We start from the raw sequence: 21,061 nt of genomic DNA, 5'->3' as shown, positions 1-21,061 counted from the left end.
TCGTTCACCGGGGTTGCAGCTGGTCGAGCCGGGACAGGATGACGCCTTCACGCAGGGCCCACGGACAGACCTCAAGCGCGGGCAGGTCGAAGAGGTCCATCACGGCGTCCGCGACCAGCGCGCCGGCGGTCAGCTGGGAGGCGCGGCCGGGCGAGACCCCGGGCAGGGCGGCCCGCTCGGCGGCCGACATCTTGGTCAGTTTCGGGATCCACTCGTTCAGATCGTCGCGGTTCAGCGTGCGCGGCACGTACGGCCCGTCGGCGGACGGGGCCGCGCCGGCGATCCGGGCCAGCGAACGGAACGTCTTGCTGGTGGCCACGGAACGCTGCGGCTTACCGGCCCGCAGGACCGGACCGGCGACCGCGGCCAGCTCGAGCCGGATCCGGCGCCGCAGCGCCCGGACCTCGTCGCTGTCCGGCGGATCCGTGGTCAGCCCCTCGCGGGTCAGCCGGCCCGCGCCGAGCTGCACCGACTCCGCCACGGTCGGCTGCTCGTCCGACCCGGCCGCGATCTCCAGGGATCCGCCGCCGATGTCGAACACCGCGAGCCGCCCGGACGACCAGCCGAACCACCGCCGGACCGCCAGGAACGTCAACCGGGCCTCGTCCTCACCGGTCAGCACCTCGAGGTCCACGCCGGTCTCGTCGCGGACCCGGCACAGCACCTTCTCGCCGTTCGGCGCCTCGCGCAGCGCGGACGTCGCGAACGAGAGCACCGACTCGCAGCCCTTGTCCTCGGCCAGCACGACGGCTTCCTTGGTGAACGCGATCAGCCCGTCGACCCCGGACTCGGCGATCCGGCCGTCCTGGTCCAGGTGCTCGGCCAGCCGCAGCTCGGTCTTGTGCGAGTACGCCGGCAGCGGCGCGGCGCCACGGTGCGCGTCCACCACGAGCAGATGAACGGTGTTGGATCCCACGTCGAGTACGCCGAGCCGCATACCCTCACGCTACTGGACAACCGGAGAAGCGGTGCATTCACGGATGCGGGGGTTCGGCGCGTACGCTTTTCAGGTGCCTGAGGTTTCTCTCGATTTCCCCCGTGCCTGGGTCGAGTTCACCGACCCCGCCGACCCCGACCAGGTCTTCCGCTGCGACCTGACCTGGCTGACCTCCAACTGGAGCTGCATCTTCGGCGGCGGTTGCCAGGGGATCTACAAGGGCCGCCCGAACGACGGCTGCTGCACCCTCGGCGCGCACTTCTCCGACGCCGACGACGAGAAGCGGGTGAAGAAGTACGTCAAGGAGCTCGGCAAGGAGGACTGGGAGTTCCGCAAGGAGGGCCGGAACAACGGCTGGGTCGAGACCGACGACGAGGGCGAGCGCAAGACCCGGGTCTGGGAGGGTGCGTGCATCTTCCTGAACCGGCCGGGCTTCCCCGGCGGCGCCGGCTGCGCGCTGCACGGGCTGGCGCTGAAGCGCGGCATCCATTTCGTCGAGACCAAACCGGACGTGTGCTGGCAGCTGCCGATCCGGCGGACGTTCCGCGAGGTCGAGCGGCCGGACGGTACGACGTACACCGAGGTCGGCATCGGGGAGTACGACCGCCGCGGCTGGGGTCCGGGCGGGCACGACCTGGACTGGTACTGCACCGGTAATACCGAGGCGCACATCGCCGTCGAGCCGGTGTTCGAGTCCAGCAAGGTGGAGCTGCAGACGTTGATGGGCGTGAAGGCGTACGACGTCCTCGCCGACCTGTGCCGGCAGCGCCTGGAGGCCGCGCGGCCGTTGCTGCCGCACCCCGCCTCGAAATAGCGCCGACACACCCTGGGTGTGTCGGCTGTCGGTGCGAGACGTAACAATGACTGACATGCGTCTGGATCATCTGTCGTACGCGTGCGGACCCGATGGCTGTGCGGCCACGGTCGAGCGGCTGTCCGCGCTGCTCGGCGCCGAGTTCCTGGACGGCGGGGTGCACCCGCGGTTCGGCACCGTCAACCACATCCTGCCGCTGGAGAACGACCGGTACATCGAGGTGGTCGACGTGCTCGACCACCCGGCGTCGGACAAGGCGCCGTTCGGGCAGGCGGTCCGGGCCCGCAAGGAGCTCGGCGGCGGCTGGCTGGGCTGGGTGGTCGCGGTCCGCGACATGGAAGCGATGGAGAAGCGCCTCGGGCGGCAGGCGGTGCCCGGCAACCGGCACCGGCCGGACGGGGTGAACCTGACCTGGCGGCAGATCGGCGTGAAGGGCCTGATCGCGGACCCGCAGCTGCCGTTCTTCATCCACTGGGACGACCTCGCCGAGCACCCGTCGATCGGCGGCAAGGACCTCGAGCTCACCGGCCTGGAGATCGCCGGCGACCCGTCCCGGGTCACCGACTGGATCGGCCACTCCGCCGACCATCTGCTCGACGACCTCGACGTCACCTGGGCCGGCCCGAACGGTCAGCCCGGCCTGGTCGCAGCCACCTTCAGCACGCCGAACGGCCCGGTCCGCATCTGAGTCAGTGGAGGATCTCCAGGTCGACCAAGGAGGTTTCCAGGTGGCCGAGCAGGCGCTGCAGGTGCGGGACGGTGCGGCGGCAGCCGACCAGGCCGAAGTGCAGCTCATGCGCGTAGCTGGTGACGCTGATGTTCAGCGCCTGGCCGTTCAGGACGATGCTCGCCGGATACATCCCGAGCAGGCGTGAGCCGTTCCAGTAGAGCGGGCTGTCGGCGGGGCCCGGCACGTTCGAGATGACCACGTTGTACGGCGGCGTCGTGCGGCCGGCCACTCCGGGAAGGATCGCGGCAGGACCGGCGACGCCGAAGCCCAGCGCGCCGACGATCAGGTTCTGCAGCGGGCTGAGGCCGGACAGGACGCGCTTGGCGTGCGCGGTCGACGCCATGATCCGGTGGATCCGGCGCTCGGGGACGGCCTCGTCGGTGGCGAGGTCGGCGATCAGGGTGGCGAGCGAGTTGCCGCCTCCGGGGGCGTCGTCCTTGGTCCGCAAGGAGACCGGCACCATCGCCGTCAGCCCCTTGTCAGGCAGGGCGTTCTGCTCGAGCAGATAGTTGCGCAAGGCCCCGGAACACATCGCCAGCAGGACGTCGTTGAGCGTCGCACCGGTGATCGCCCGGACCTTCTCCAGCCGCTCGATCGGCCACGACTGCGCCGCGAACCGGCGCGCGCCGGTGATCGGCTGGTTGAAAATCGTCCGCGGCGCCTGGAACGGCACCGTCGACTCCAGCAGCCCTTTGAGTCCGGCGGCGGGGAGTCCGGCCAGTTCCGCCAGCAGGTGCCCGGCGGCGCCGGCTCGCTGCGCAGCGGCACCGAGCGTGCGCCCAGGCACGCGACCGAGAGCAGCAAGCAACCCCGCAGGATTCGGCAGCCCACCCAACGCCCCTCCTGTGGCAGCACCGAGCCCGGGGCGGGCCGCACCAGGCGCGACCCCGTAGCCGACCCTCGGTCCGGCGCCTTCGCCGCGGACCGGCTTCTCTCCCCCGGCCGGCAGGGCGTAGGTGGCCGGCATACCTGTGCGGGTCGGGTCGGTGGTGAGGGTGTCCTGCATCCAGCACAGTGCGGTGACGCCGTCGATCATCGAGTGGTGGATCTTGCTGTAGATCGCGAACCGGCGGCTCTCGACGCCGTCGATCAGGTGCATCTCCCACAGCGGGCGGTGCCGGTCGAGGAGGGTTCCGTGCAGGCGGCCGGTGAGTTCGAACAGCTCGCGGAACCGTCCGGGCCGCGGCAGCGCGGACAGCCGGACGTGGTACTCCAGGTCGATCTCGTCGTCCTGCTCCCAGGACCAGTAGCCGAGGTCGACGGGCCGGTTCCGCACCCGGCGGGCGAACAGCGGGTTGACCTCCGGCGCCGCCACGATCTCGTGGTACAGCCGCGACACGAAGTCCCGCGACGACTCCGGGAACACGTGGTCCCGCCCGGCCCCCTCCGGAAGCTCGAACAGCATCAGCCCGCCGACATGCATCGGCTGCTCCCGGGTCTCCCCGCCAAGGAACATCGCATCCAGCGGCCCCACCGCGGTCATGCGCCCCTCCGCTCCCGATCTGGTCCCCCCGACCCATCGTCGCGGCCGGGCCCCACCCCGTCCACACCCCACCCCGCCCGACAACAATCCGCTCGATCCACCACCTTGTGCACCAGATCCGCGCCCCCCGCCCCGAAAACCACGGATCGGGTGCACAAAGTCGCCCTGGCGGGGCGGTGGGTGGTGGGGTGGCTAGTCGAGGGGGCGATGGTTGAGGCCGAGGGCCTCGATGCGCTTGAGGTGCGGGCGGAGCCGGCCGAGGAACTCGTCGTACGAGACCTTCGGGGAGCCCCAGGCGCGTTCGGCGAAGGCGGACAGCCGGGGCAGCAGCATGTAGCCGACCTGCTCCGGGCCCTCCATGTACTCGGTCCAGATCTGGCACTGGGTGCCGATGACCAGCGCCTTCTCCGCGTCGGACAGCGCCGCCGGGATCACCTCGAAGTCGTACACCTTCTCCAGCGGGATGTTGCCGCCGATCGCCAGCGGCTCGGTCGCGGGGTCGCCCTGGTAGTAGTCGAAGTACACCGACTCGCACGGCGCCATCACGACCTGGTGCCCGGCCTTCGCCGCGACCTCGCCGCGCTGGGCGCTCCGCCACGCCATGATGACCGCGTCCTTGGGGCAGTCGGTCTCGACCATCTCGTCCCATCCGACCAGCCGGCGGCCCTCCTCGGCCAGGACCTCCGCGACCTGCGCGGTGAACCAGCCCTGCAGTTGCCCCGGCTCGTCCAGCCCCAGCTCGGCCTGCCGCTTCTGCGCCTCGTCCGACTCGGCCCACTGCACCGACGGGCATTCGTCCCCGCCCAGGTGGACGTACTCGCCGGGGAAGATGTCCAGCACCTCACGCAGCACGGTCTTCACGAACTCGACCGTCGCGTCGTTGACGTTCAACACGTCGTCGCTGATCCCCCAGACCTGCCGCACGGACAGCTGCTGGTCGGGATGGTTCCCCAGCTCGGGGTACGCCGCGATCGCGGCCTGCATGTGCCCCGGCAGGTCGATCTCGGGGACGACGGTGATGCCGCGCTCCGCGGCGTACGCGACGATCTCGCGGAGGTCGGCCTTGGTGTAGAACCCGCCGTGCCGCGTCCCGTCGTACTCGAACTCGGTCTGGCCGGGCGACATCCTGCCGACCATGCTCTCGGCCCGCCACGCGCCGACCTCGGTGAGCCGCGGGTAGGCCTCGATCTCGACCCGCCAGCCCTGGTCGTCGGTGAGGTGGAAGTGCAGCACGTTCAGCCGGTGCAGCGCGAGGACGTCGATGATCTGGAGCACGAACTCCTTGGGCATGAAGTGCCGCGCGACGTCGAGCATCATGCCGCGCCAGCCGAACCGCGGCGCGTCCGCGACGTGCGCCAGCGGTACGGCGACCTGGCCGCCGCCGGCCGGCTCGGCGGCCTCGACGAGCTGGGCGTACGTCGTCTCGGCGTGCCGCAGTGCGTCCTCGGAGCCGGCCGTCAGCCGGGCGCCCTCGCCGGTGATCTCGATCCGGTACTCGGCGGCGCCGAGGTTCCCGACGACGTCCCGGACGGCCTCGCCGAGCGGGTCGGCGGTCACCCAGCGGCCGTCGTGGACGGTGAGTTCGCGCGGGGCAGGAACGATCGCGATGTCGGACATCCGGACTCCAGGGGGAAGCAGCGCGGGTCGATTTATGTCAGGACGATCCTATAAGCGGCTTCCCTGTCAGGTTCATGAGAGGGTTTGCCCGTGACGAGCGAGCAGCAGCGGACAACTCTCCGGGTCCTGGTGGCGAGCAACGCGCTCGGCGGCGTCGCGACAGCCAGCGGTTTCGCGGTAGCCGCGCTGCTGGCGGAGAACGTCTCCGGCTCGACGTCACTCGCGGGCCTGGTCGCCACCTCGACCACGCTGGGCGCAGCCGTCCTGGCGGTCCCCCTGGCCGGCCTTGCCCGCACCTCCGGCCGAAGGGTCTCGCTGTCGCTCGGCTACCTCATCGCGTTCGTCGGCGCCGCGCTGACGATCGTCGCCGCGCAGATCGGTTCACTCGCACTGCTGCTGGCTGCCGGCTGTCTGTTCGGCAGCGGCTCGGCTTCCAACCTGCAGTCCCGGTACGCCGCAACGGACAACGCGGAGCCCAGCCGGATCGCCAGGTCGCTCGGACTGGTCGTGTGGGCAACCACGATCGGAGTCATCGTCGGACCGAACCTGACCGGTGTCGGCGGCTCGGTCGGGACGTCGCTCGGCATCCTGGCGCTGGCCGGGCCGTACGTGTTCTCGGTCGTCGCCTTCGGCCTCAGCTCAGCCACGGTGTGGGTCGGGATGCGCAGCCAGGTGCGGCCCGCCAAGGTGGAGCGTCAGCCCCTCGGGGACACGTTCCGCCAGGTGTTGAGCATCCCGCACGCGCGGCTGGGCCTGCTGGCGATCGCGACGGCGCATGCGGTGATGGTCGGCGTGATGTCGATGACGTCGGTGCACCTGCGCCACCACGGCGCCTCGCTGACCATCGTCGGCTTCGTCATCAGCGGTCACGTGGCCGGCATGTACGCCCTGTCGCCGCTGACCGGCTGGCTGGCGGACCGGCTCGGCCGGATCCCCACGATCGGCATCGGCCTCGGCGTACTGGCCGTGGCGATGATGCTGGCCGCGGTCGCGCCGGACGATGCGCATGCGCTGACCGGACTCGCGTTGTTCACGCTGGGTCTCGGCTGGTCGGCCTGCCTGGTCGCCGGGTCGACGCTGCTGTCGCGGTCGGTCCCGGACGACATCCGTACGTCGGCACAGGGCCTGTCGGATCTCACCATGGGCGTCCTGGCTTCCCTTTCGGGCACGGCTGCCGGCCCGGTCCTCGCCTATCTCGGCTTCCACTGGCTGGCGGTCTTCTGCGGCATCCTGCTCGTTCCGGCCGCCCTGCTCGCCGCGACGACCAAACAGGCAATGGCTAGGGTCTAGCGGTGTGAGCATCGCGGAAGGCGGGATCCCGAGCCCGAACATCTGGCACCACCCGAAGGTGTACGAGGTCGAGAACCGCGCGGTCGACCCGAACGGCGTGATCGAACCGGCGATGCGGGCGATCCGCGACTGGGCCGGCGCGACCGTGCTCGACATCGGCTGCGGCACGGGCTTCCACCTGCCGATGTTCGCGGCGACCGCCGCACGCGTGATCGGCGTCGAGCCGCACGGAACACTCGCCGACGCGGCCCGGCGGCGGGCGAGCGCGCTGCCGAACGTCGACATACGGCAGGGTACGGCGCAACGCCTGCCGGTACCGGACTCGTCGATCGACGTGATGCACGCGCGCTGGGCGTACTTCTTCGGGCCGGGCTGCGAGCCCGGGCTGGCCGAGCTGGACCGGGTGATGCGCCGCGGCGGGACCGCGTTCGTGATCGACAACGACGGGAGCCGTTCGACGTTCGGCGAGTGGTTCAGGACGTCGTACCCGATGATCAAGCCGCCCGAGGTGGAGCGGTTCTGGGCGGACCGCGGCTGGCACCGGACGGCGCTCGACATGGGCTGGCGGTTCGAGACCCGCGCCGACCTGGAGGCGGTGGTGAAGATCGAGTTCACCCCGAAGGACGCCCGGCGGATCCTCGCGTCGCACACGGGCGTCGAGGTCGACTACGCGATCAACCTCTGGAGCCGGAGCTACTGACGACACTCGGGCGCCTGCGCACGGACCTCGCCGCCTCATAGGGTTGACGAACCACTGGACGGGGCTTTCTGGGGAGGCGCCAGGCACGGATGGACGGACTGCTGCTCGAACGGGTGCCTGGGTTGCCGGAAAGGCTCCGGGTCGATGTCGGTGAGCAGCGTGCGGTGGTGGTGCCTCAGGCAACCGACCGTCGCAGGCTGGCCGATGTCGTGACCGGACTGGACGAACCACCGCCCGGAGCGCTGGTCCTGGCCGGCGGAGCGGTCCGGCTGGTGCCCGCGGAAGGCGGTCTGCTCCCCCACCTCACTGTGCTCGACAACGTGATGCACGGACACCGCACCTCGCAGCAGGTCACCAAACAAGCTGCCCGGGAAGCGAGTCTGGTCAAGGCCGTCGGCTGTGGTCTCGAGGACGTCCTGGACCGCTACCCGTACGAGATCACGCCCGGCCGTCGCCGCCTGGCCGGAGTGGCCCGCGCGCTCGGCGCGTACCCTCGCGCGATCGTGCTGGAGGACGCGAACGGCCTGCCGACCTGGGGATCCCTGCTGTCGCTGCGGCCCAACCCCGACCTCGCCTCAGCCGCTCTGCTGCTCATCACGACCAGCGCGGCGCGTACGGCGGGATTCGTCGATGCCGAGTAGCCGCCGAGTGTTCCTGGGGGCAGCGGCAACGCTTCTGCTGACCGGATGTTCGAGCGACGTACTGGGACTGCGGCGCGCGGTCCGGGTGGCGGTCAGCTGGAGCGGTGAGGAGCTGCGCGCGTTTCACCAGGTGTTGGACGGCCTGGGTGCGTTGGACTACCCGGTCGAGGTCGTGCCGCTCGGCGACGACATCTCCACCGCCTTCGGCGCCCGCTCCACCCGCAGACCGGACATCGTCATGCTGCCGCAGCCAGGTCTGGTCCCGCGGCACCTGGCCGACCTGGAGCCGGTCCCCGACGACATCGCACAGCTCGGCCGCGCACGCCTCTGGAAAGAGCTCCTGGTCCACGAGGGAACGACGTACGGCGTGCCGTTCAAGACGGCGCACAAGTCAGCGGTCTGGTACCGGCCGTCGGTGTTCCGCCAGGCAGGCGTCGAACCGCCGCGGCTGTGGAGCGAGTGGCTGACGCTGAACCAGACACTGATCAAGGCCGGTGTCACACCGTTGTCGCTGGCCGCAGGTGACGGATGGGTGCTGACGGACTTCTTGGAGAACATCCTGCTGGGTAACGCGCCGTCCGTGTACGCCGGACTCGCGACAGCGACCGACCCGCGTCCGTCGCAACACCCGGAGGTCGCAGCGGCGCTCCGGTTGCTGGGCACGATGTGGTCGGCGCCCGGTGTCCTGGCCGGCGGTGTGAAGGAGTCGCTCGTCCAGCAGTTCCCGGATGCACTGGTGGAGGTCTTCGGGCATCGCAGGGCCGCCATGGTGCTCGCGTCCGACTTCGCCGAGCCGGTGGTGCGCTCGTTTGCCGCAGACTCTGACGACATAGGGCTTTTCACGTTCCCTCCCATGACTGCAGGAGCTGCGGCCCCTGTGGTCGTCGGAGGTGACGTGATGGTGCTGCCGAAGCCGACCACGGAGGACGCCCGCGACCTGGTCCGCCGGCTGTCCGCGCCGACCGCGGCAGACCCCTGGATCGCGGAGGGCGGGTTCCTGATCGACGGCCGGACCAGTGGATACTCCCCCGAGCTCACCCGGCTGGCAGAGCAGCTCACCAAGCCCGGAGAGCAACTGCGGTTCGACCTGTCCGACCAGCTCGGGCGCATCGGCGACATCAACGGTCTGTGGCGCGTCCTGACCGACTTCCTGATCGCGGTCGGCCGGCCCGGGGCCGTCGTACCGGACGCGGTGGACGACGCGATGGCCGAGCTGCGGAAGGTGGAGGAGAGCTGATGGGCCTGCACACCAACGGCCTGTCACTCGAGGTCGTCGGCCGGGAGATCACCGGCCGGCCGGTCCAAGGCAGACCGCGCCGTCCCGCCGGCCCGTATCTCTTGGGGCTGCCGGCGTTGTTGCTGAGCTGCCTGCTGCTGATACCGATCGGCGTGACCGTGGTGACGGCGTTCCGGACCGACGGCGGTTTCGGTCTCGGCAACTTCGCGGTGATGGGCGACCCGTCCGCCTTGCATGCCGTTGGCAACAGTCTGTTGTGGATGCTGGTCGCGTTCGGGACGGTGGGCGTCGGGTTCCTCCTGGCCTTGTTGAGCTATCGGCTCCCGGCGGTCACGACGTTCCTCCAGCCCGCGCTGGTCATTCCGTTCGCCGTGTCGATCCTGGTGTCCGGTGCGACCTTCCGGCTGATCTTCGACCCGACTCCGGAGCGCGGGACGATCACGGCCGTCGCGACCCGGCTGTTCGGCTCCAGTCCGGTGTGGTTGGGCCCCGGCCTGTTCTGGCTGGTCCTGGTGTCGGCGTTCGGCTGGACATGGCTCGGGTACGTCGTCTCGCTGTTTCGCGCCGGCCTGGACGCGATCCCCGACGACGTGACCCGCGCGATCACCGCTGAAGGCGTGCGCGGCTGGCGACGGGTGCGGGCGTTGGAGATTCCGCTGCTGCGTCCCATCACCGGGGTGATCACGCTGACGCTGGTCATCGCGGCGGTGCGGGTGTTCGACCTGGTGCTCATCGTCGTACCGGGATCCATGCAGAGGTCGGCCGACGTGCTGGGGCTGAACTGGTGGCGGGCCACCACCACAGGCGGCAATTCCGGGCGTACGGCGGCCCTCGGCGTCGTCCTGTTCGCGATCGTCGCGGCGGTCGGGCTGATCGGCGTCCGCGGGCTGCGGCGGCGCCGGTGGGCGATGCCGGTGACCGTCGTACGGCCGGATCCGTCGCTTGGGCGTCCGAAGCCCACCAGGGTGGTGCGGCGGTTCGGGTGGTTCATCGGGTTCGCCGTCGCGCTGGTGTGGATCTTCCCGGCCGTCGTGCTCGTCGCCACGGCGTTGCACTCGCCACGGGAGGCAGGGCTCCACGGCTGGTGGTCGTTCTCGGGTCTCGGGTTCTCGTCGTTCGGAGCAGCGGCGAACGTCGGGCTGTTCCGGGCGCTGCTGTCCACGCTGGTCATCGCGGCCGCGGCGACAGCGGTCCTGCTCGTGATCGCCGTACCAACGGCCTATCTGGTCGCGTGGGGCGGTCTGCCGACGCGGCTCGGGCGGATCGCGATGGGCGTGTTCGTCGTACTGGCCGTGACACCGGTGCAGATGTACGCCGCACCGCTGCGGGACGCGATCGACACAGCCGGCCTGGCTGGGTCCCGGGTCGCGCTGGCCCTGGTACATGCGGCTGCTGGTCTGCCGTTCGCCGTACTGCTGTTGAGGTCCGCCTTCGCGTCCGCACCGCCCGCACTGGTGTCCGAGGCGTTGCAGGGTCCAGCGCGTCAAAGCGCCGTACTGGCGACTGTGCAGCGGACATACCGGCCCGCACTGGTTGCTGTTGCGGTGCTGGAGTTCGCGCTGGTGTGGAACGACTTCATCGTCGGGTTCCTGATCAGCGGCCCGGGCACGACGCCGCTGTCGCTGGTGCTGTGGGGTGAGGCGCGACAGTTCTCCACGTCGAGCGGACCGGTCGCCGCTGCAGCTGTTGTCGCGTCGGTCGTCCCTGTGGTGCTGATGTTGTCGTTCTGGCGGATCGTCGTCCGCGGGCTGACGACAGGGAGCCGCCCATGAGCGAGGAGAAGGAGCAAGACGAGCCGTCGCGGATCCAAGAATTCTCCCTCGTGGTCGGCGGTGTGGCGTCCGCGCTGCTCACCGACCTCACCTCACAACTGCTGAACCAGAGCCTCGGGCAGCGCGGCATCGTCCAGTGGGTCGGCTACTCCGTGGCTGGTCTGCTCGTCGTCATCTCCTACCTTCGGCTGCGAGCGCGCCGTCGACGCGCGCACCAGCGCCGGCAGCAGGCCGCGACCCCGCTGCACGCGGCCGCCGAAGAGGCCGAGCAGTGGATGATCGCGCTCGGGACCGACGCCGGCGGCATGGCCGCGGCCGAGTGGTTCACGCTGCACGAGGACGGGCTGCGTGAGCTGCTCGCCAACGAGAAGGCGCAGAACGCGGCCGTCGACGACTTCGCCCGGATCTGCGACGCCCTCGAGGCCTGGTACGTACGACGCCCCGATCCGGACGCGTTGCTCCAACTGAGTGAGCTCCTCACCACGACGGCCGAGGCCAGTGGCCGCCGTGGTCTCGCCGAGCTGGCAGCGGCGCGCGCCGCGACGGCGTACCGGATGCTGGGCGACCTGGACGCGGCCACCACCCGCCTGGGCGTCTCGAGCAACATCGCCGCCCACGGCCGTACGGCGGCCGCGCTGAAGATGCGACGCCAGGTCGAACGCGCCCTGCTGCACCTGGCGCGCGCGGATCGCGCACCGGCCGGGAGCGACCGCGACGAGGCCGTCCTGAACGCCCGCGACCGGCTCGACGACGCACGGCTGACCCGCCCCGGTCCGGACCTCGCGGCGGACGTGGCGATCGCCATCAACCTCGCCGTCGTCCACCTGTACCAGTACGACGGCGAGGGTGCCCTGGAACAGCTGCGGCCGGCCCTCGCGCGCGCGACCGCGGCCGGCGACCTGAGCGGCCAGGCGCACGCGCTGGAGCTGATGGGCGTGGCCGCCTGGATGCGGCGCAACCCGCACGAGGCCGGCAGTCGCTGGGAGCACGCCGCCCACCTGTACGCCGAGGTCGACGAGCGCGACGGCCACGCCCGCTGCCTGCAGCACCTCGGCTCCGCGGCCGTGATCGCAGGCGACCTGGACAAGGCCCTCGACCTGCTCGAACAGAGCTCGATGCTGCGGGCGTCGGAGAGCGAGATCCTGACCAAGTACCTCGACGCGGCCCGGCGCACCTCGGAACTCCCGGTCGTCCCCGACGACCCGCCCCGCCGGACGCCGCGCACCTGGCTGCGCCGCGCCTTCAGACGTTTTGTCGGCGGGCTCAAATAGGTTGGACCTATGGCGAAGGCGGCGACTCAGGCGAAGAGCAAGGCGGCGTACGCGTGCTCCGAGTGCGGTTGGACCTCGGCGCGCTGGATCGGCCGGTGCGGCGAGTGCCAGGCCTGGGGCACGGTCGCCGAGATCGGTGCGCCGAAGGCCGCGCGGATCACCGCCGGCCCGGTGACGTCGCCGGCGATGCCGATCGCCAAGGTGTCCGCGATCGAGGCCGAGTCCCGGCCGACCGGGATCGGCGAGCTCGACCGGGTGCTCGGCGGCGGTGTCGTGCCGGGCGCCGTGATCCTGCTCGCCGGTGAGCCGGGCGTCGGCAAGTCCACCCTGCTGCTGGAGGTCGCGGCGCAGTCGGCCCGCGGCGGTCAGCGCACGCTCTACGTGTCCGGCGAGGAGTCGGCCGCGCAGGTGCGGCTCCGGGCCGGCCGGACCGACGCGCTCGTCGACGACCTGTTCCTGGCCGCCGAGACCGACCTGGGTGCGGTGGTCGGCCAGGTCGACGCGGTCGAGCCGTCGTTCCTGGTGATCGACTCGGTGCAGACCATGGCGCACCCGGAGGTCGACGGCGCACCGGGCGGCGTGACGCAGGTCCGCGAGGTCACCGGCGCGCTCGTCCGGCTCGCGAAGGAGCGGCACATCGCGGTCGTGCTGGTCGGCCACGTCACGAAGGAGGGCGCGATCGCCGGCCCGCGGATGCTCGAGCACCTGGTCGACGTGGTGCTCGCTTTCGACGGCGACCGGCACTCCGGGTTCCGGATGGTGCGCGCCACCAAGAACCGGTTCGGCCCGTCGGACGAGGTCGGCTGCTTCGACATGGTCGACACCGGCATCGTCGAGGTCACCGACCCGACCGGGTTGTTCGTCTCCGAGCATGCCGAGCCGGTGGCCGGCACCTGCGTGACGGTGATGATGGAGGGCCGCCGGCCGCTGCTGGCCGAGGTGCAGGCCCTGGTCGGCCCGTCCGCCGCACCGCAGCCGCGCCGGACCACGTCCGGGCTGGAGTCGTCCCGGGTCGCGATGGTGCTCGCCGTGCTCGGCAACCGGGCCGGCCTGAAGCTGGCCGACCAGGAGGTCTACGTGGCCACCGTCGGCGGCGTGAAGATCACCGAGCCGGTCGCGGACCTGTCGGTCGCGATCGCGGTCGCGTCCTCGGTGATGGACAAACCGATCCACCCCGGCCTGGTGGCGATCGGCGAGGTCGGCCTGGCCGGTGAGGTGCGGCGCGTCGGCGGCCTGGAGAAGCGGCTCGCGGAAGCGGCCCGGCTCGGGTTCACCAAGGCGATCGTCCCCGCCGACATCCCGAACCGGAGCAAGGACGTGAAGCCGATGGACATCCAGAAGAAGTACGGCCTGCGCACCTTCGCGGCCCCGGATATCCGCTCCGCCCTGATGGCCGCGGGTCTCGCCTGACGTCCTGTGGTGCGCGCCACAGGTGAGATGGGGGATCACCAGCCGCTGGTCCGGGAACGTACGCTGGGGGCGCCCCTCGCCGGGTTCAGTGTGGAGCACCGGCGTACGTCGATGACCGCAGGAGACCTGATGACCGGATCCAGAGTTGTCGCGCTCGGCCACTACCAGCCGGAACGGGTGCTCACCAACGACGAGCTCGCGACCATGGTCGAGACCAACGACGAGTGGATCCAGAGCCGGGTCGGCATCCGCGAGCGCCGGATCGCGGCCCCGGACGAGCAGGTCGACGAGATGGCCTGGCGCGCCGCCGACAAGGCGATCGCGAACGCCGGCCTGGACATCACCGAGATCGACTACGTGGTGGTCGCCACCTGCACCGCGATCGACCGGTCGCCGAACATCGCGGCCCGGGTCGCCGCCCGGCTCGGCCTCGGCAACCCGGCCGCCATCGACCTGAACACCGCGTGCTCGGGCTTCGCGTACGCGCTGGCCACCGCCGACCAGGCGATCCGGGCCGGCGCCGCCTCCAAGGCGCTGGTGATCGGCGTCGAGAAGCTGAGCGACTGGACGGACTGGACCGACCGCACCACCTGCGTGCTGATCGGCGACGGCGCGGGCGCCGCGATCCTGGTCGCCGACGAGGACCCGGGCGTCGGTCCGGTGGTCTGGGGTTCGGTCCCGGAGATGTCCGACGCGGTCCGCATCGAAGGGCGCGAGGGCCCGTTCCAGCAGGAGGGGCTGAGCGTCTTCCGCTGGGCCACCACGCAGCTGCCGGAGATCGCCAAGCAGGTCTGCGAGAAGGCCGGCCTGAAGCCGGAGGAGCTCGGCGGCGTCGTCCTGCACCAGGCCAACCTGCGGATCATCGAGCCGCTCGCCAAGCGCCTCGGCGCGGTCAACGCGGTGGTCGCCAAGGATGTCGTGGAGTCGGGCAACACCTCGGCCGCGAGCATCCCGATCGCGTTGTCGAAACTGGTCGAGAAGCGCGAGATCCCGTCCGGCGCGCCGGTGCTGCTGTTCGGATTCGGCGGCGGCCTGTCGTACGCCGGTCAGGTCATCCGCTGCCCCTGACGTGACAGGCGTCGGCTTTCCGACGCCTGATCCACGCGGGAAACAGGGACTGCACGGTCCGATGCACGGGCGGGTGCACGCGCATTCGCGGCCGCTCGCCGATTGGCGGCGGCCGGACCGGACGAGCCTGCGGATATCGGCGCGTCGGCACGCGCCGGACCGCATAGACTCAGGTTCCGTGGCGGCGAACACGGACAAGAACAGCACCGGCGCCCGGCTCCGCGCGACGCTCGCGGCAGTGGCGCCCGGTACCGAACTACGCGAAGGCCTGGAACGGATCCTGCGCGGCCGGACCGGCGCGCTGATCGTGCTCGGACACGACAAGGCCGTGGACGCGATCTCCACCGGCGGCTTCGAGATCGACGTCGAGTTCACCGCGACCGGGTTGCGCGAGCTCAGCAAGATGGACGGCGCGATCGTCCTGGACCGGGACGCCACCCGGCTGATCCAGGCGGCCGTGCACCTGATGCCGGATCCGTCGATCGTCACCCAGGAGACCGGCACCCGGCACCGCACCGCGGACCGCGTCGCGCGGCAGACCGGGTTCCCGGTGATCTCGGTGTCGCAGTCGATGCACATCATCGCGCTGTACGTCGACGACCAGCGGTACGTGCTCGAGGACTCCGGCGCGATCCTGTCCCGCGCCAACCAGGCCCTGGCCACCCTCGAGCGCTACAAGCTGCGCCTCGACGAGGTGTCCGGCACCCTGTCCGCGCTCGAGATCGAGGACCTGGTCACGGTCCGGGACGTGGCCGCGGTCGCGCAGCGGCTGGAGATGGTCCGCCGGATCGCCACCGAGATCGACGGGTACGTCGTCGAGCTCGGCACCGACGGCCGGCTGCTCACTCTGCAGCTCAACGAGCTCGTCGCGGGCGTGGCCGGTGAACGTGAGCTGGTCGTCCGCGACTACCTGCCGCCGGCCACGGGTCGCCGGCCCAAGACCGCGGACGACGTCCTGCTCGAGCTGGACGCCGTGAGCCCGACCGACCTGCTGGACATCGGCCAGGTCGCCCGGGCGCTGCAGCTCGGCGGCGCCGAGCAGCTGGACGCGGCGGTCACCCCGCGCGGCTACCGCCTGCTGGCCAAGGTGCCGCGGCTGCCGGGCGCCGTGATCGACCGGCTGATCGACCACTTCGGCCACCTCCAGAAGTTGCTCGCGGCAAGCATCGACGACCTGCAGACGGTCGAGGGCGTCGGCGAGAACCGGGCCCGCACGGTTCGCGAGGGCCTGTCCCGGCTGGCCGAGTCCAGCATCTTGGAGCGCTACGTCTAACCACTGACTGTCACTCGACGCCTCCGGTTCGTGAAAGAACCGGGGGCGTCTTGCATTCCTGCCCGCGGCGGCGAATACTCCACATGGAACATTCCGTTTGGAGGATAATGCCCGAGCTGACGCCGTTGGCGATCTCCGTGCTGGCGCTGCTGAACGAGCGGCCGATGCACGCGTACGAGATGTACCAACTGCTGCTGAGCCGCCACAACAACCGGATCGTCAAGGTCCGGCCCGGCTCGCTCTACCACACGGTCGAGCGGCTGGCCGGGCAGCAGTACGTCCGCGCGACCGGCACCGAGCGCGCCGGGAACCGCCCGGAACGGACGACGTACGAGATCACCCCGGAGGGGAACGCGGCGCTCACCCGCCGGGTGGAGAGCGGGCTGGAGAGCTTCGTCTACGAATACCCGCTGTTCCCGGTGGTACTGAGCGAGGCACACAACCTGGAGGCCGACGACGCGGTGCTGCGGCTGCGCCGGCGGGTCGAGGACCTGGACCGCTGGCTGGCCGATGTCGACGAGGCGGTCGGCCTCGCGCGGTCCTCCGGCGTACCGGAGCGGTACTGGATGGCCGCGGACTACGTCCGGGGCCAGATCGCGGCCGAGCGCGAGTGGCTCGCCGGCACCGTCGAACGCATCGAGAGCAAGGACTTGGAATGGCTATCCCGCAAGACTCAGTGAAGCCCGAGATCCGGCCGTGGCCGGCGTTGTGGGCGCTGGTGCTCGGCTTCTTCATGATCCTGGTCGACTCCACCATCGTCTCGGTCGCGACCCCGGCGATCCTCGAGGACTTCGGCTCCGACGTCGGCACGGTCGTCTGGGCCACCAGCGCGTACCTGCTCGCGTACGCCGTACCGCTGCTGATCACCGGCCGCCTGGGCGACCGGGTCGGCCCGAAGAAGCTGTACCTGACCGGGCTGGCGCTGTTCACGCTGGCGTCGGTGTGGTGCGGCCTGACGAACACCATCGAGCTGCTGATCGTGGCCCGCGTGTTCCAGGGCCTCGGCGCCTCGATGATGACGCCGCAGACGATGGCCGTGATCACCCGGATTTTCCCGCCCGACCAGCGCGGCCGGGCGATGAGCCTGTGGGGCGCGACCGCCGGCGTCGCCACCCTGGTCGGCCCGATCCTCGGCGGCGTGCTCGTCGACAGCCTCGGCTGGCAGTGGATCTTCTTCATCAACGCGCCGGTCGGTGTGGTCGGGTTCGTGCTGGCGCTGCGCCTGGTGCCGGACCTGCCGACGCACCAGCACAAGTTCGACCTGATCGGCGTCGTGCTCAGCGCGGTCGGGTTGTTCCTGCTGGTGTTCGGCATCCAGGAGGGGCAGAAGTACGACTGGGGCCAGATCAAGGGCCCGATCACGGTGTGGTCGCTGATCATCGCCGGGCTGGTCGTCCTGGCGGCCTTCGTGTTCTGGCAGTCCCGTACCCGGGGCGAGCCGCTGCTCCCGCTCGGCCTGTTCAAGGACCGGAACTTCTCGCTGGCGAACGTCGCGATCACCACGGTCGGCTTCGCGATCACCGCGATGGCGTTCCCGTTGATGCTGTGGGCGCAGGCGGTTCGCGGCCTGACCCCCACCCGGTCGGCGCTGCTGCTGGTCCCGATGGCGGTCATCTCGGGTGCGCTGGCGCCGTTCGTCGGGCGGCTGGTCGACCGGACGCCGCCGCGGTTCATCGCCGGGTTCGGGCTGCTGTGCTGCTCGACGTCGCTGTTCTGGATGAGCCAGGTGATCGAGCCCGACATGCCGATCTGGGAGCTGCTGCTGCCGATCGCGCTGCTGGGTGTCGCCAACGGCTTCATGTGGGCGCCGATCGGTACGACGGCCACGCGGAACCTCCCGCTGCACCAGGCCGGCGCCGGGGCCGGCGTCTACAACACGACCCGGCAGGTCGGCGCGGTGCTGGGCAGCGCGAGCATCGCCGTACTGATGGAGTCGCGGCTGGCGCACAACCTGCCGGTGGCGGCCGGCGGGACACCCGCGGGCGAAGGGTTCTCGGCCGGACAGCTGCCTGCGATGATCCGGCCCGGGTTCAGCGACGCGATGGCACAGTCACTGGTGCTGCCGGCACTCGTGCTGCTGATCGGCCTGGCCGCCGCACTGATGTTCACCGCACCCAGCCACCTGAAGAAGCAGCCCGCCGAGTCGGCGCAGCCGGCTGATCAGACCACCTGAAACGCCTGCAGGCTCGACAAGCGGCCGTCGTACTCGGCCTTGACGACATAGGTTCCAGGCTTGGCGACCGGTTGACCCGGAAGGCAGCCAGGCCTGGATCGACGTCCGTTCCAGGGCACAGTGACGGCCACTTGTTTGCCCTTGGCAACGACGAGGGTGGCGGTCTGGATCACCTTGTCGCACTGGGTGGTGCTCCAGATCAGGTCCTGGCCGGACGTCACCGTGACCGTCAGCTTGTCGGCGTTGACGGTCGCCTTGCAGCCCTCGTCGACCGGGTTCAGCTGGACGACGAAGTTCAGCACCGAGCCGGAGACGATCTTCCGGTTCGCGGGCAGGGCCGCGACGGTCAGGTCCGAGCCCTCACAGGGCTGGTCGCCGCGCGGCGTGGTCTTCGTCGGCTTCGGCGTCGGGGACGCCGTCGTCGTCCCGGACTCAGTGCTCTGCCCGGTGCTCTGCCCGGTGCTCGGCGTCGGCGTCGGCGTCGGCGTCGGGGTGGAAACCGGCGCGGCGCCGGTCGGGTTCGGTTGCGGGTCCGACGAGGCGGCGTTCTTGGTGTCGTCGCCACCGCCGGCGAACAGCCGGGAGATCACGACGACCAGGACCACGACGACCGCGAGCACAAGTCCGCGCCGGAACCAGTAGACGCTGGCGGGCAGGTGCCCGACCGGACGGAGCAGGCTGCTCATAAGCGCACTCTAATATCGGCCTTGTGCAGGACCACTCAGGCTCGCCGTCGGCCATCCATGACCCAGTGCTGCGCTGGTACGACGCGAACGCGCGGGATCTGCCGTGGCGGGAGCCCGGCGCCGGCGCGTGGGCCGTGATGGTCAGCGAGTTCATGCTGCAGCAGACACCGGTGACCCGGGTGCTGCCGGCGTACCGGCGCTGGCTGGAGCGGTGGCCGAAGCCGGTGGACCTGGCCGCAGAGGCTCCTGGTGAGGCTGTGCGGGCCTGGGACCGGCTCGGCTACCCCAGGCGCGCCCTCCGCCTGCACGCGGCCGCTCAGGCGATCGTGGAGCGTCACGGCGGCGAAGTGCCGGACGACCACGACGCCCTGCTCGCCCTGCCCGGAGTCGGGACCTACACGGCGGCCGCGATCGCGTCGTTCGCGTTCGGTCAACGGCACGCGGTCGTCGACACGAACGTCCGCCGGGTCCTCGCCCGGGCCTTGACCGGCGTCGCCCAGCCGGGCATCTCCCCCACCGCGGCCGACCAGCGGCTCGCCGTCAGCGCCCTGCCCGCCGACCAGGCCACAGCCGCGCGGTGGGCGGTGGCGTCGATGGAGCTCGGCGCTCTCGTCTGCACCGCCCGGACGCCGCGCTGCGCCGACTGCCCGATCCGGTCCCGGTGCGCCTGGGTCCTCGCCGGAAGCCCGCCGTACGACGGCCCGCCGCGGCGCGGCCAGACGTACGAAGGCACCGACCGCCAGGCTCGCGGCCGGCTCCTGGCCGTCCTGCGGTCCGCGTCGGCGCCGGTACCGAAGTCCGACCTGGACGCTTCCTGGCCCGACGCCGCCCAGCGCGAACGCGCCCTCGACGGACTGGTTGCCGACGGCCTCGTCGAGCCCCTCGCACGCGGTCGCTACCGCCTGCCGGGCTGACACACCAAGAAGCCGGCTCGAAGGTCTCGAGCCGGCTTCTTGAATGGTGGTACTTCAGTTCTTCTTGCTGCCGGTGGTGGCGTCCTGCTCGTCGTCGGCCAGCAGGTCGAGCGGCATCGCCGGCTGGCCGGACAGCGTCGCCAGCATCTGGCGGACGTTGGTCAGCTGCGCGTTGATGCTGTCCCGGCGCTGCGTCGCGGCCGCGAGCTCACGCTCGGACTCGGCACGGATCCGCTCGGCCTTGTCCTTCGCGGCGGCGACGATCTCCTGGGCCTGCCGGTTCGCGTCGGCCAGCTGCTGCTGGGACAGCCGCTCGGCCTCGGAACGCGACCGGTCGGCCTCCCGCTGCACCTGCGCGGCGCGGTCGGTGACGGCGGCCAGCTGCTGCTCGGCCAGCGCCGTGCGGGCGGCGAACTCCTGCTCGACCTTGCCCCGGCGCTCGGCCAGGGTGGTCTCGAAGGCGGCCGCGGCCTGAGCGGACTTGGCCCGCTCCTGCTCGTACAGCGCCTGGGCCTCGCTGCGGCGCGCGGTCGCGTCGCGCTCGGCCTCGTCGCGCATGTCGTCGGCCTGGGTCCGGGCCTCCTCGAGGATGCGGGCAGCCTCGGCGTCGACCTCGCTCTTCCAGTCCAGGGAGTACTGCTCGGCCTCCTTGCGGACCTTCTTCGCGTGCGCCTCACCGTCGGCGACGATCGCCTCCGCGTCGGTGCGGGCGCGGGTCACCAGGTCGCGGGCCTCGTCGTCGGCCAGCGACAGGATCTTCGCGACCCGCTCGCCGAACTCGGTGAACGTCGGCGCGCGGTCCTTGGAGTCCTCCTGGGCGGAGATGACGGCCGCCTCCGCAGCGTCCGTGCGGGACTGCAGCTCCTGGACGTGCCGCTGCAGCTGCTCGGACTGCTGCTGCAACGCGGTCAGGGAGGTGGTCAGCTCACGGATGTGCTGGTCCACCTGGGCAGGCTCGTAGCCACGCAGAACGGTACGGAACGGGGTTGGGCTTTCACTGCTCATGTTTTCCGATGCTCACTTCGATGGGTGGGTGGATCACACA

At 70.9% G+C, this 21,061-nt stretch carries 19 protein-coding genes; 14 read left to right on the top strand and 5 right to left on the bottom strand.

The genetic code is table 11. The features are described 5' to 3' along the window. Nucleotides 1-4: 4 nt before the first annotated feature. Nucleotides 5-937 (bottom strand): Ppx/GppA phosphatase family protein, encoded by a 933-nt coding sequence (locus tag AB0I12_RS20860; RefSeq protein WP_359932038.1) that lies wholly within the window; start codon nucleotides 935-937, stop codon nucleotides 5-7. 73 nt (nucleotides 938-1,010) lie between these two features. On the opposite strand from AB0I12_RS20860, the gene AB0I12_RS20855 reads away from it, so the two are divergent. Both AB0I12_RS20855 and AB0I12_RS20850 read left to right on the top strand, forming a co-directional pair. Next, nucleotides 1,011-1,751, top strand: coding sequence for a hypothetical protein (locus tag AB0I12_RS20855; protein ID WP_359932035.1), 741 nt, complete (start codon nucleotides 1,011-1,013; stop codon nucleotides 1,749-1,751). Between the two features lie 55 nt (nucleotides 1,752-1,806). After that, nucleotides 1,807-2,439 carry a VOC family protein gene (locus tag AB0I12_RS20850; protein WP_359932032.1) on the top strand — a complete coding sequence of 211 codons (633 nt, stop codon included), beginning with the start codon at nucleotides 1,807-1,809 and terminating at the stop codon, nucleotides 2,437-2,439. Nucleotide 2,440: 1 nt separating this feature from the next. On the opposite strand, the gene AB0I12_RS20845 is transcribed toward AB0I12_RS20850, so the two are convergent. Continuing rightward, complete coding sequence (locus AB0I12_RS20845; protein ID WP_359932029.1) at nucleotides 2,441-3,964, bottom strand: wax ester/triacylglycerol synthase family O-acyltransferase; 1,524 nt, start codon at nucleotides 3,962-3,964, stop codon at nucleotides 2,441-2,443. Between the two features lie 192 nt (nucleotides 3,965-4,156). Continuing rightward, nucleotides 4,157-5,581 carry a family 20 glycosylhydrolase gene (locus AB0I12_RS20840; RefSeq protein WP_359932026.1) on the bottom strand — a complete coding sequence of 475 codons (1,425 nt, stop codon included), beginning with the start codon at nucleotides 5,579-5,581 and terminating at the stop codon, nucleotides 4,157-4,159. 90 nt (nucleotides 5,582-5,671) lie between these two features. On the opposite strand from AB0I12_RS20840, the gene AB0I12_RS20835 reads away from it, so the two are divergent. The 11 genes from AB0I12_RS20835 to AB0I12_RS20785 all read left to right on the top strand — a co-directional run bounded on the left by AB0I12_RS20835 (nucleotide 5,672) and on the right by AB0I12_RS20785 (nucleotide 18,416). After that, the gene (locus AB0I12_RS20835) at nucleotides 5,672-6,871 is read left to right on the top strand and encodes an MFS transporter (RefSeq protein WP_359932023.1); all 1,200 of its coding nucleotides are present in this window, start codon (nucleotides 5,672-5,674) and stop codon (nucleotides 6,869-6,871) included. Between the two features lie 4 nt (nucleotides 6,872-6,875). Continuing rightward, nucleotides 6,876-7,571, top strand: a complete 696-nt coding sequence (locus tag AB0I12_RS20830) for a class I SAM-dependent methyltransferase (RefSeq protein WP_359932020.1) — start codon at nucleotides 6,876-6,878, stop codon at nucleotides 7,569-7,571. An 89-nt stretch (nucleotides 7,572-7,660) separates the two neighbouring features. Beyond that, on the top strand, nucleotides 7,661-8,212 hold the full coding sequence (locus AB0I12_RS20825; protein WP_359932017.1) for a hypothetical protein: 552 nt from the start codon (nucleotides 7,661-7,663) through the stop codon (nucleotides 8,210-8,212). Continuing rightward, a complete protein-coding gene (locus tag AB0I12_RS20820; RefSeq protein WP_359932014.1) occupies nucleotides 8,202-9,449 on the top strand; it encodes an ABC transporter substrate-binding protein in 1,248 nt (415 codons plus the stop codon). Before AB0I12_RS20825 ends, AB0I12_RS20820 begins: the two co-directional genes overlap by 11 nt. Next, the gene (locus tag AB0I12_RS20815) at nucleotides 9,449-11,221 is read left to right on the top strand and encodes an ABC transporter permease subunit (protein WP_359932011.1); all 1,773 of its coding nucleotides are present in this window, start codon (nucleotides 9,449-9,451) and stop codon (nucleotides 11,219-11,221) included. Before AB0I12_RS20820 ends, AB0I12_RS20815 begins: the two co-directional genes overlap by 1 nt. Next, a complete protein-coding gene (locus tag AB0I12_RS20810) occupies nucleotides 11,218-12,492 on the top strand; it encodes a hypothetical protein (RefSeq protein ID WP_359932008.1) in 1,275 nt (424 codons plus the stop codon). The genes AB0I12_RS20815 and AB0I12_RS20810 overlap by 4 nt, the downstream gene beginning before the upstream one ends. Nucleotides 12,493-12,501: 9 nt before the next feature. Then, nucleotides 12,502-13,902, top strand: coding sequence for a DNA repair protein RadA (gene radA / locus AB0I12_RS20805; RefSeq protein ID WP_359932006.1), 1,401 nt, complete (start codon nucleotides 12,502-12,504; stop codon nucleotides 13,900-13,902). Nucleotides 13,903-14,031: 129 nt separating this feature from the next. Then, on the top strand, nucleotides 14,032-14,970 hold the full coding sequence (locus AB0I12_RS20800; protein WP_359932003.1) for a beta-ketoacyl-ACP synthase III: 939 nt from the start codon (nucleotides 14,032-14,034) through the stop codon (nucleotides 14,968-14,970). 178 nt (nucleotides 14,971-15,148) lie between these two features. Further along, a complete protein-coding gene (disA, locus tag AB0I12_RS20795; RefSeq protein WP_355694744.1) occupies nucleotides 15,149-16,243 on the top strand; it encodes a DNA integrity scanning diadenylate cyclase DisA in 1,095 nt (364 codons plus the stop codon). Nucleotides 16,244-16,350: 107 nt separating this feature from the next. Next, on the top strand, nucleotides 16,351-16,923 hold the full coding sequence (locus AB0I12_RS20790; protein WP_359931999.1) for a PadR family transcriptional regulator: 573 nt from the start codon (nucleotides 16,351-16,353) through the stop codon (nucleotides 16,921-16,923). Further along, complete coding sequence (locus tag AB0I12_RS20785) at nucleotides 16,899-18,416, top strand: DHA2 family efflux MFS transporter permease subunit (protein WP_359931996.1); 1,518 nt, start codon at nucleotides 16,899-16,901, stop codon at nucleotides 18,414-18,416. Before AB0I12_RS20790 ends, AB0I12_RS20785 begins: the two co-directional genes overlap by 25 nt. Here the strand turns inward: AB0I12_RS20785 and AB0I12_RS20780 are convergent. Next, nucleotides 18,404-19,102, bottom strand: a complete 699-nt coding sequence (locus tag AB0I12_RS20780) for a hypothetical protein (RefSeq protein WP_359931993.1) — start codon at nucleotides 19,100-19,102, stop codon at nucleotides 18,404-18,406. The two genes, AB0I12_RS20785 and AB0I12_RS20780, sit on opposite strands and share 13 nt — an antisense overlap. Nucleotides 19,103-19,125: 23 nt before the next feature. On the opposite strand from AB0I12_RS20780, the gene AB0I12_RS20775 reads away from it, so the two are divergent. Further along, nucleotides 19,126-20,016, top strand: a complete 891-nt coding sequence (locus AB0I12_RS20775) for an A/G-specific adenine glycosylase (RefSeq protein ID WP_359931991.1) — start codon at nucleotides 19,126-19,128, stop codon at nucleotides 20,014-20,016. A 54-nt stretch (nucleotides 20,017-20,070) separates the two neighbouring features. Here AB0I12_RS20775 and AB0I12_RS20770 read toward each other — a convergent pair whose 3' ends face one another. Further along, nucleotides 20,071-21,021: a DivIVA domain-containing protein gene (locus tag AB0I12_RS20770; RefSeq protein WP_359931988.1), complete on the bottom strand. Its 951-nt coding sequence runs from the start codon at nucleotides 21,019-21,021 to the stop codon at nucleotides 20,071-20,073. Between the last annotated feature and the right edge of the window lie 40 nt (nucleotides 21,022-21,061).

The organism is Kribbella sp. NPDC050459 (genome assembly GCF_040655315.1).
Classification (GTDB): Bacteria; Actinomycetota; Actinomycetes; order Propionibacteriales; family Kribbellaceae; genus Kribbella.
The sequence above is the reverse complement of the archived record's forward strand: the minus strand, read 5'-3'. Positions and strand labels throughout refer to the sequence as shown.

Coding starts and splice junctions, on each gene's coding strand:
- AB0I12_RS20860 (WP_359932038.1), bottom strand. CDS start 937: ATGCGGCTCGGCGTACTCGACGTGGGATCCAACACCGTTCATCTGCTC.
- AB0I12_RS20850 (WP_359932032.1), top strand. CDS start 1,807: ATGCGTCTGGATCATCTGTCGTACGCGTGCGGACCCGATGGCTGTGCG.
- AB0I12_RS20845 (WP_359932029.1), bottom strand. CDS start 3,964: ATGACCGCGGTGGGGCCGCTGGATGCGATGTTCCTTGGCGGGGAGACC.
- AB0I12_RS20840 (WP_359932026.1), bottom strand. CDS start 5,581: ATGTCCGACATCGCGATCGTTCCTGCCCCGCGCGAACTCACCGTCCAC.
- AB0I12_RS20825 (WP_359932017.1), top strand. CDS start 7,661: ATGGACGGACTGCTGCTCGAACGGGTGCCTGGGTTGCCGGAAAGGCTC.
- AB0I12_RS20820 (WP_359932014.1), top strand. CDS start 8,202: ATGCCGAGTAGCCGCCGAGTGTTCCTGGGGGCAGCGGCAACGCTTCTG.
- AB0I12_RS20815 (WP_359932011.1), top strand. CDS start 9,449: ATGGGCCTGCACACCAACGGCCTGTCACTCGAGGTCGTCGGCCGGGAG.
- AB0I12_RS20810 (WP_359932008.1), top strand. CDS start 11,218: ATGAGCGAGGAGAAGGAGCAAGACGAGCCGTCGCGGATCCAAGAATTC.
- radA (WP_359932006.1), top strand. CDS start 12,502: ATGGCGAAGGCGGCGACTCAGGCGAAGAGCAAGGCGGCGTACGCGTGC.
- AB0I12_RS20800 (WP_359932003.1), top strand. CDS start 14,032: ATGACCGGATCCAGAGTTGTCGCGCTCGGCCACTACCAGCCGGAACGG.
- AB0I12_RS20790 (WP_359931999.1), top strand. CDS start 16,351: ATGCCCGAGCTGACGCCGTTGGCGATCTCCGTGCTGGCGCTGCTGAAC.
- AB0I12_RS20785 (WP_359931996.1), top strand. CDS start 16,899: ATGGCTATCCCGCAAGACTCAGTGAAGCCCGAGATCCGGCCGTGGCCG.
- AB0I12_RS20780 (WP_359931993.1), bottom strand. CDS start 19,102: ATGAGCAGCCTGCTCCGTCCGGTCGGGCACCTGCCCGCCAGCGTCTAC.
- AB0I12_RS20770 (WP_359931988.1), bottom strand. CDS start 21,021: ATGAGCAGTGAAAGCCCAACCCCGTTCCGTACCGTTCTGCGTGGCTAC.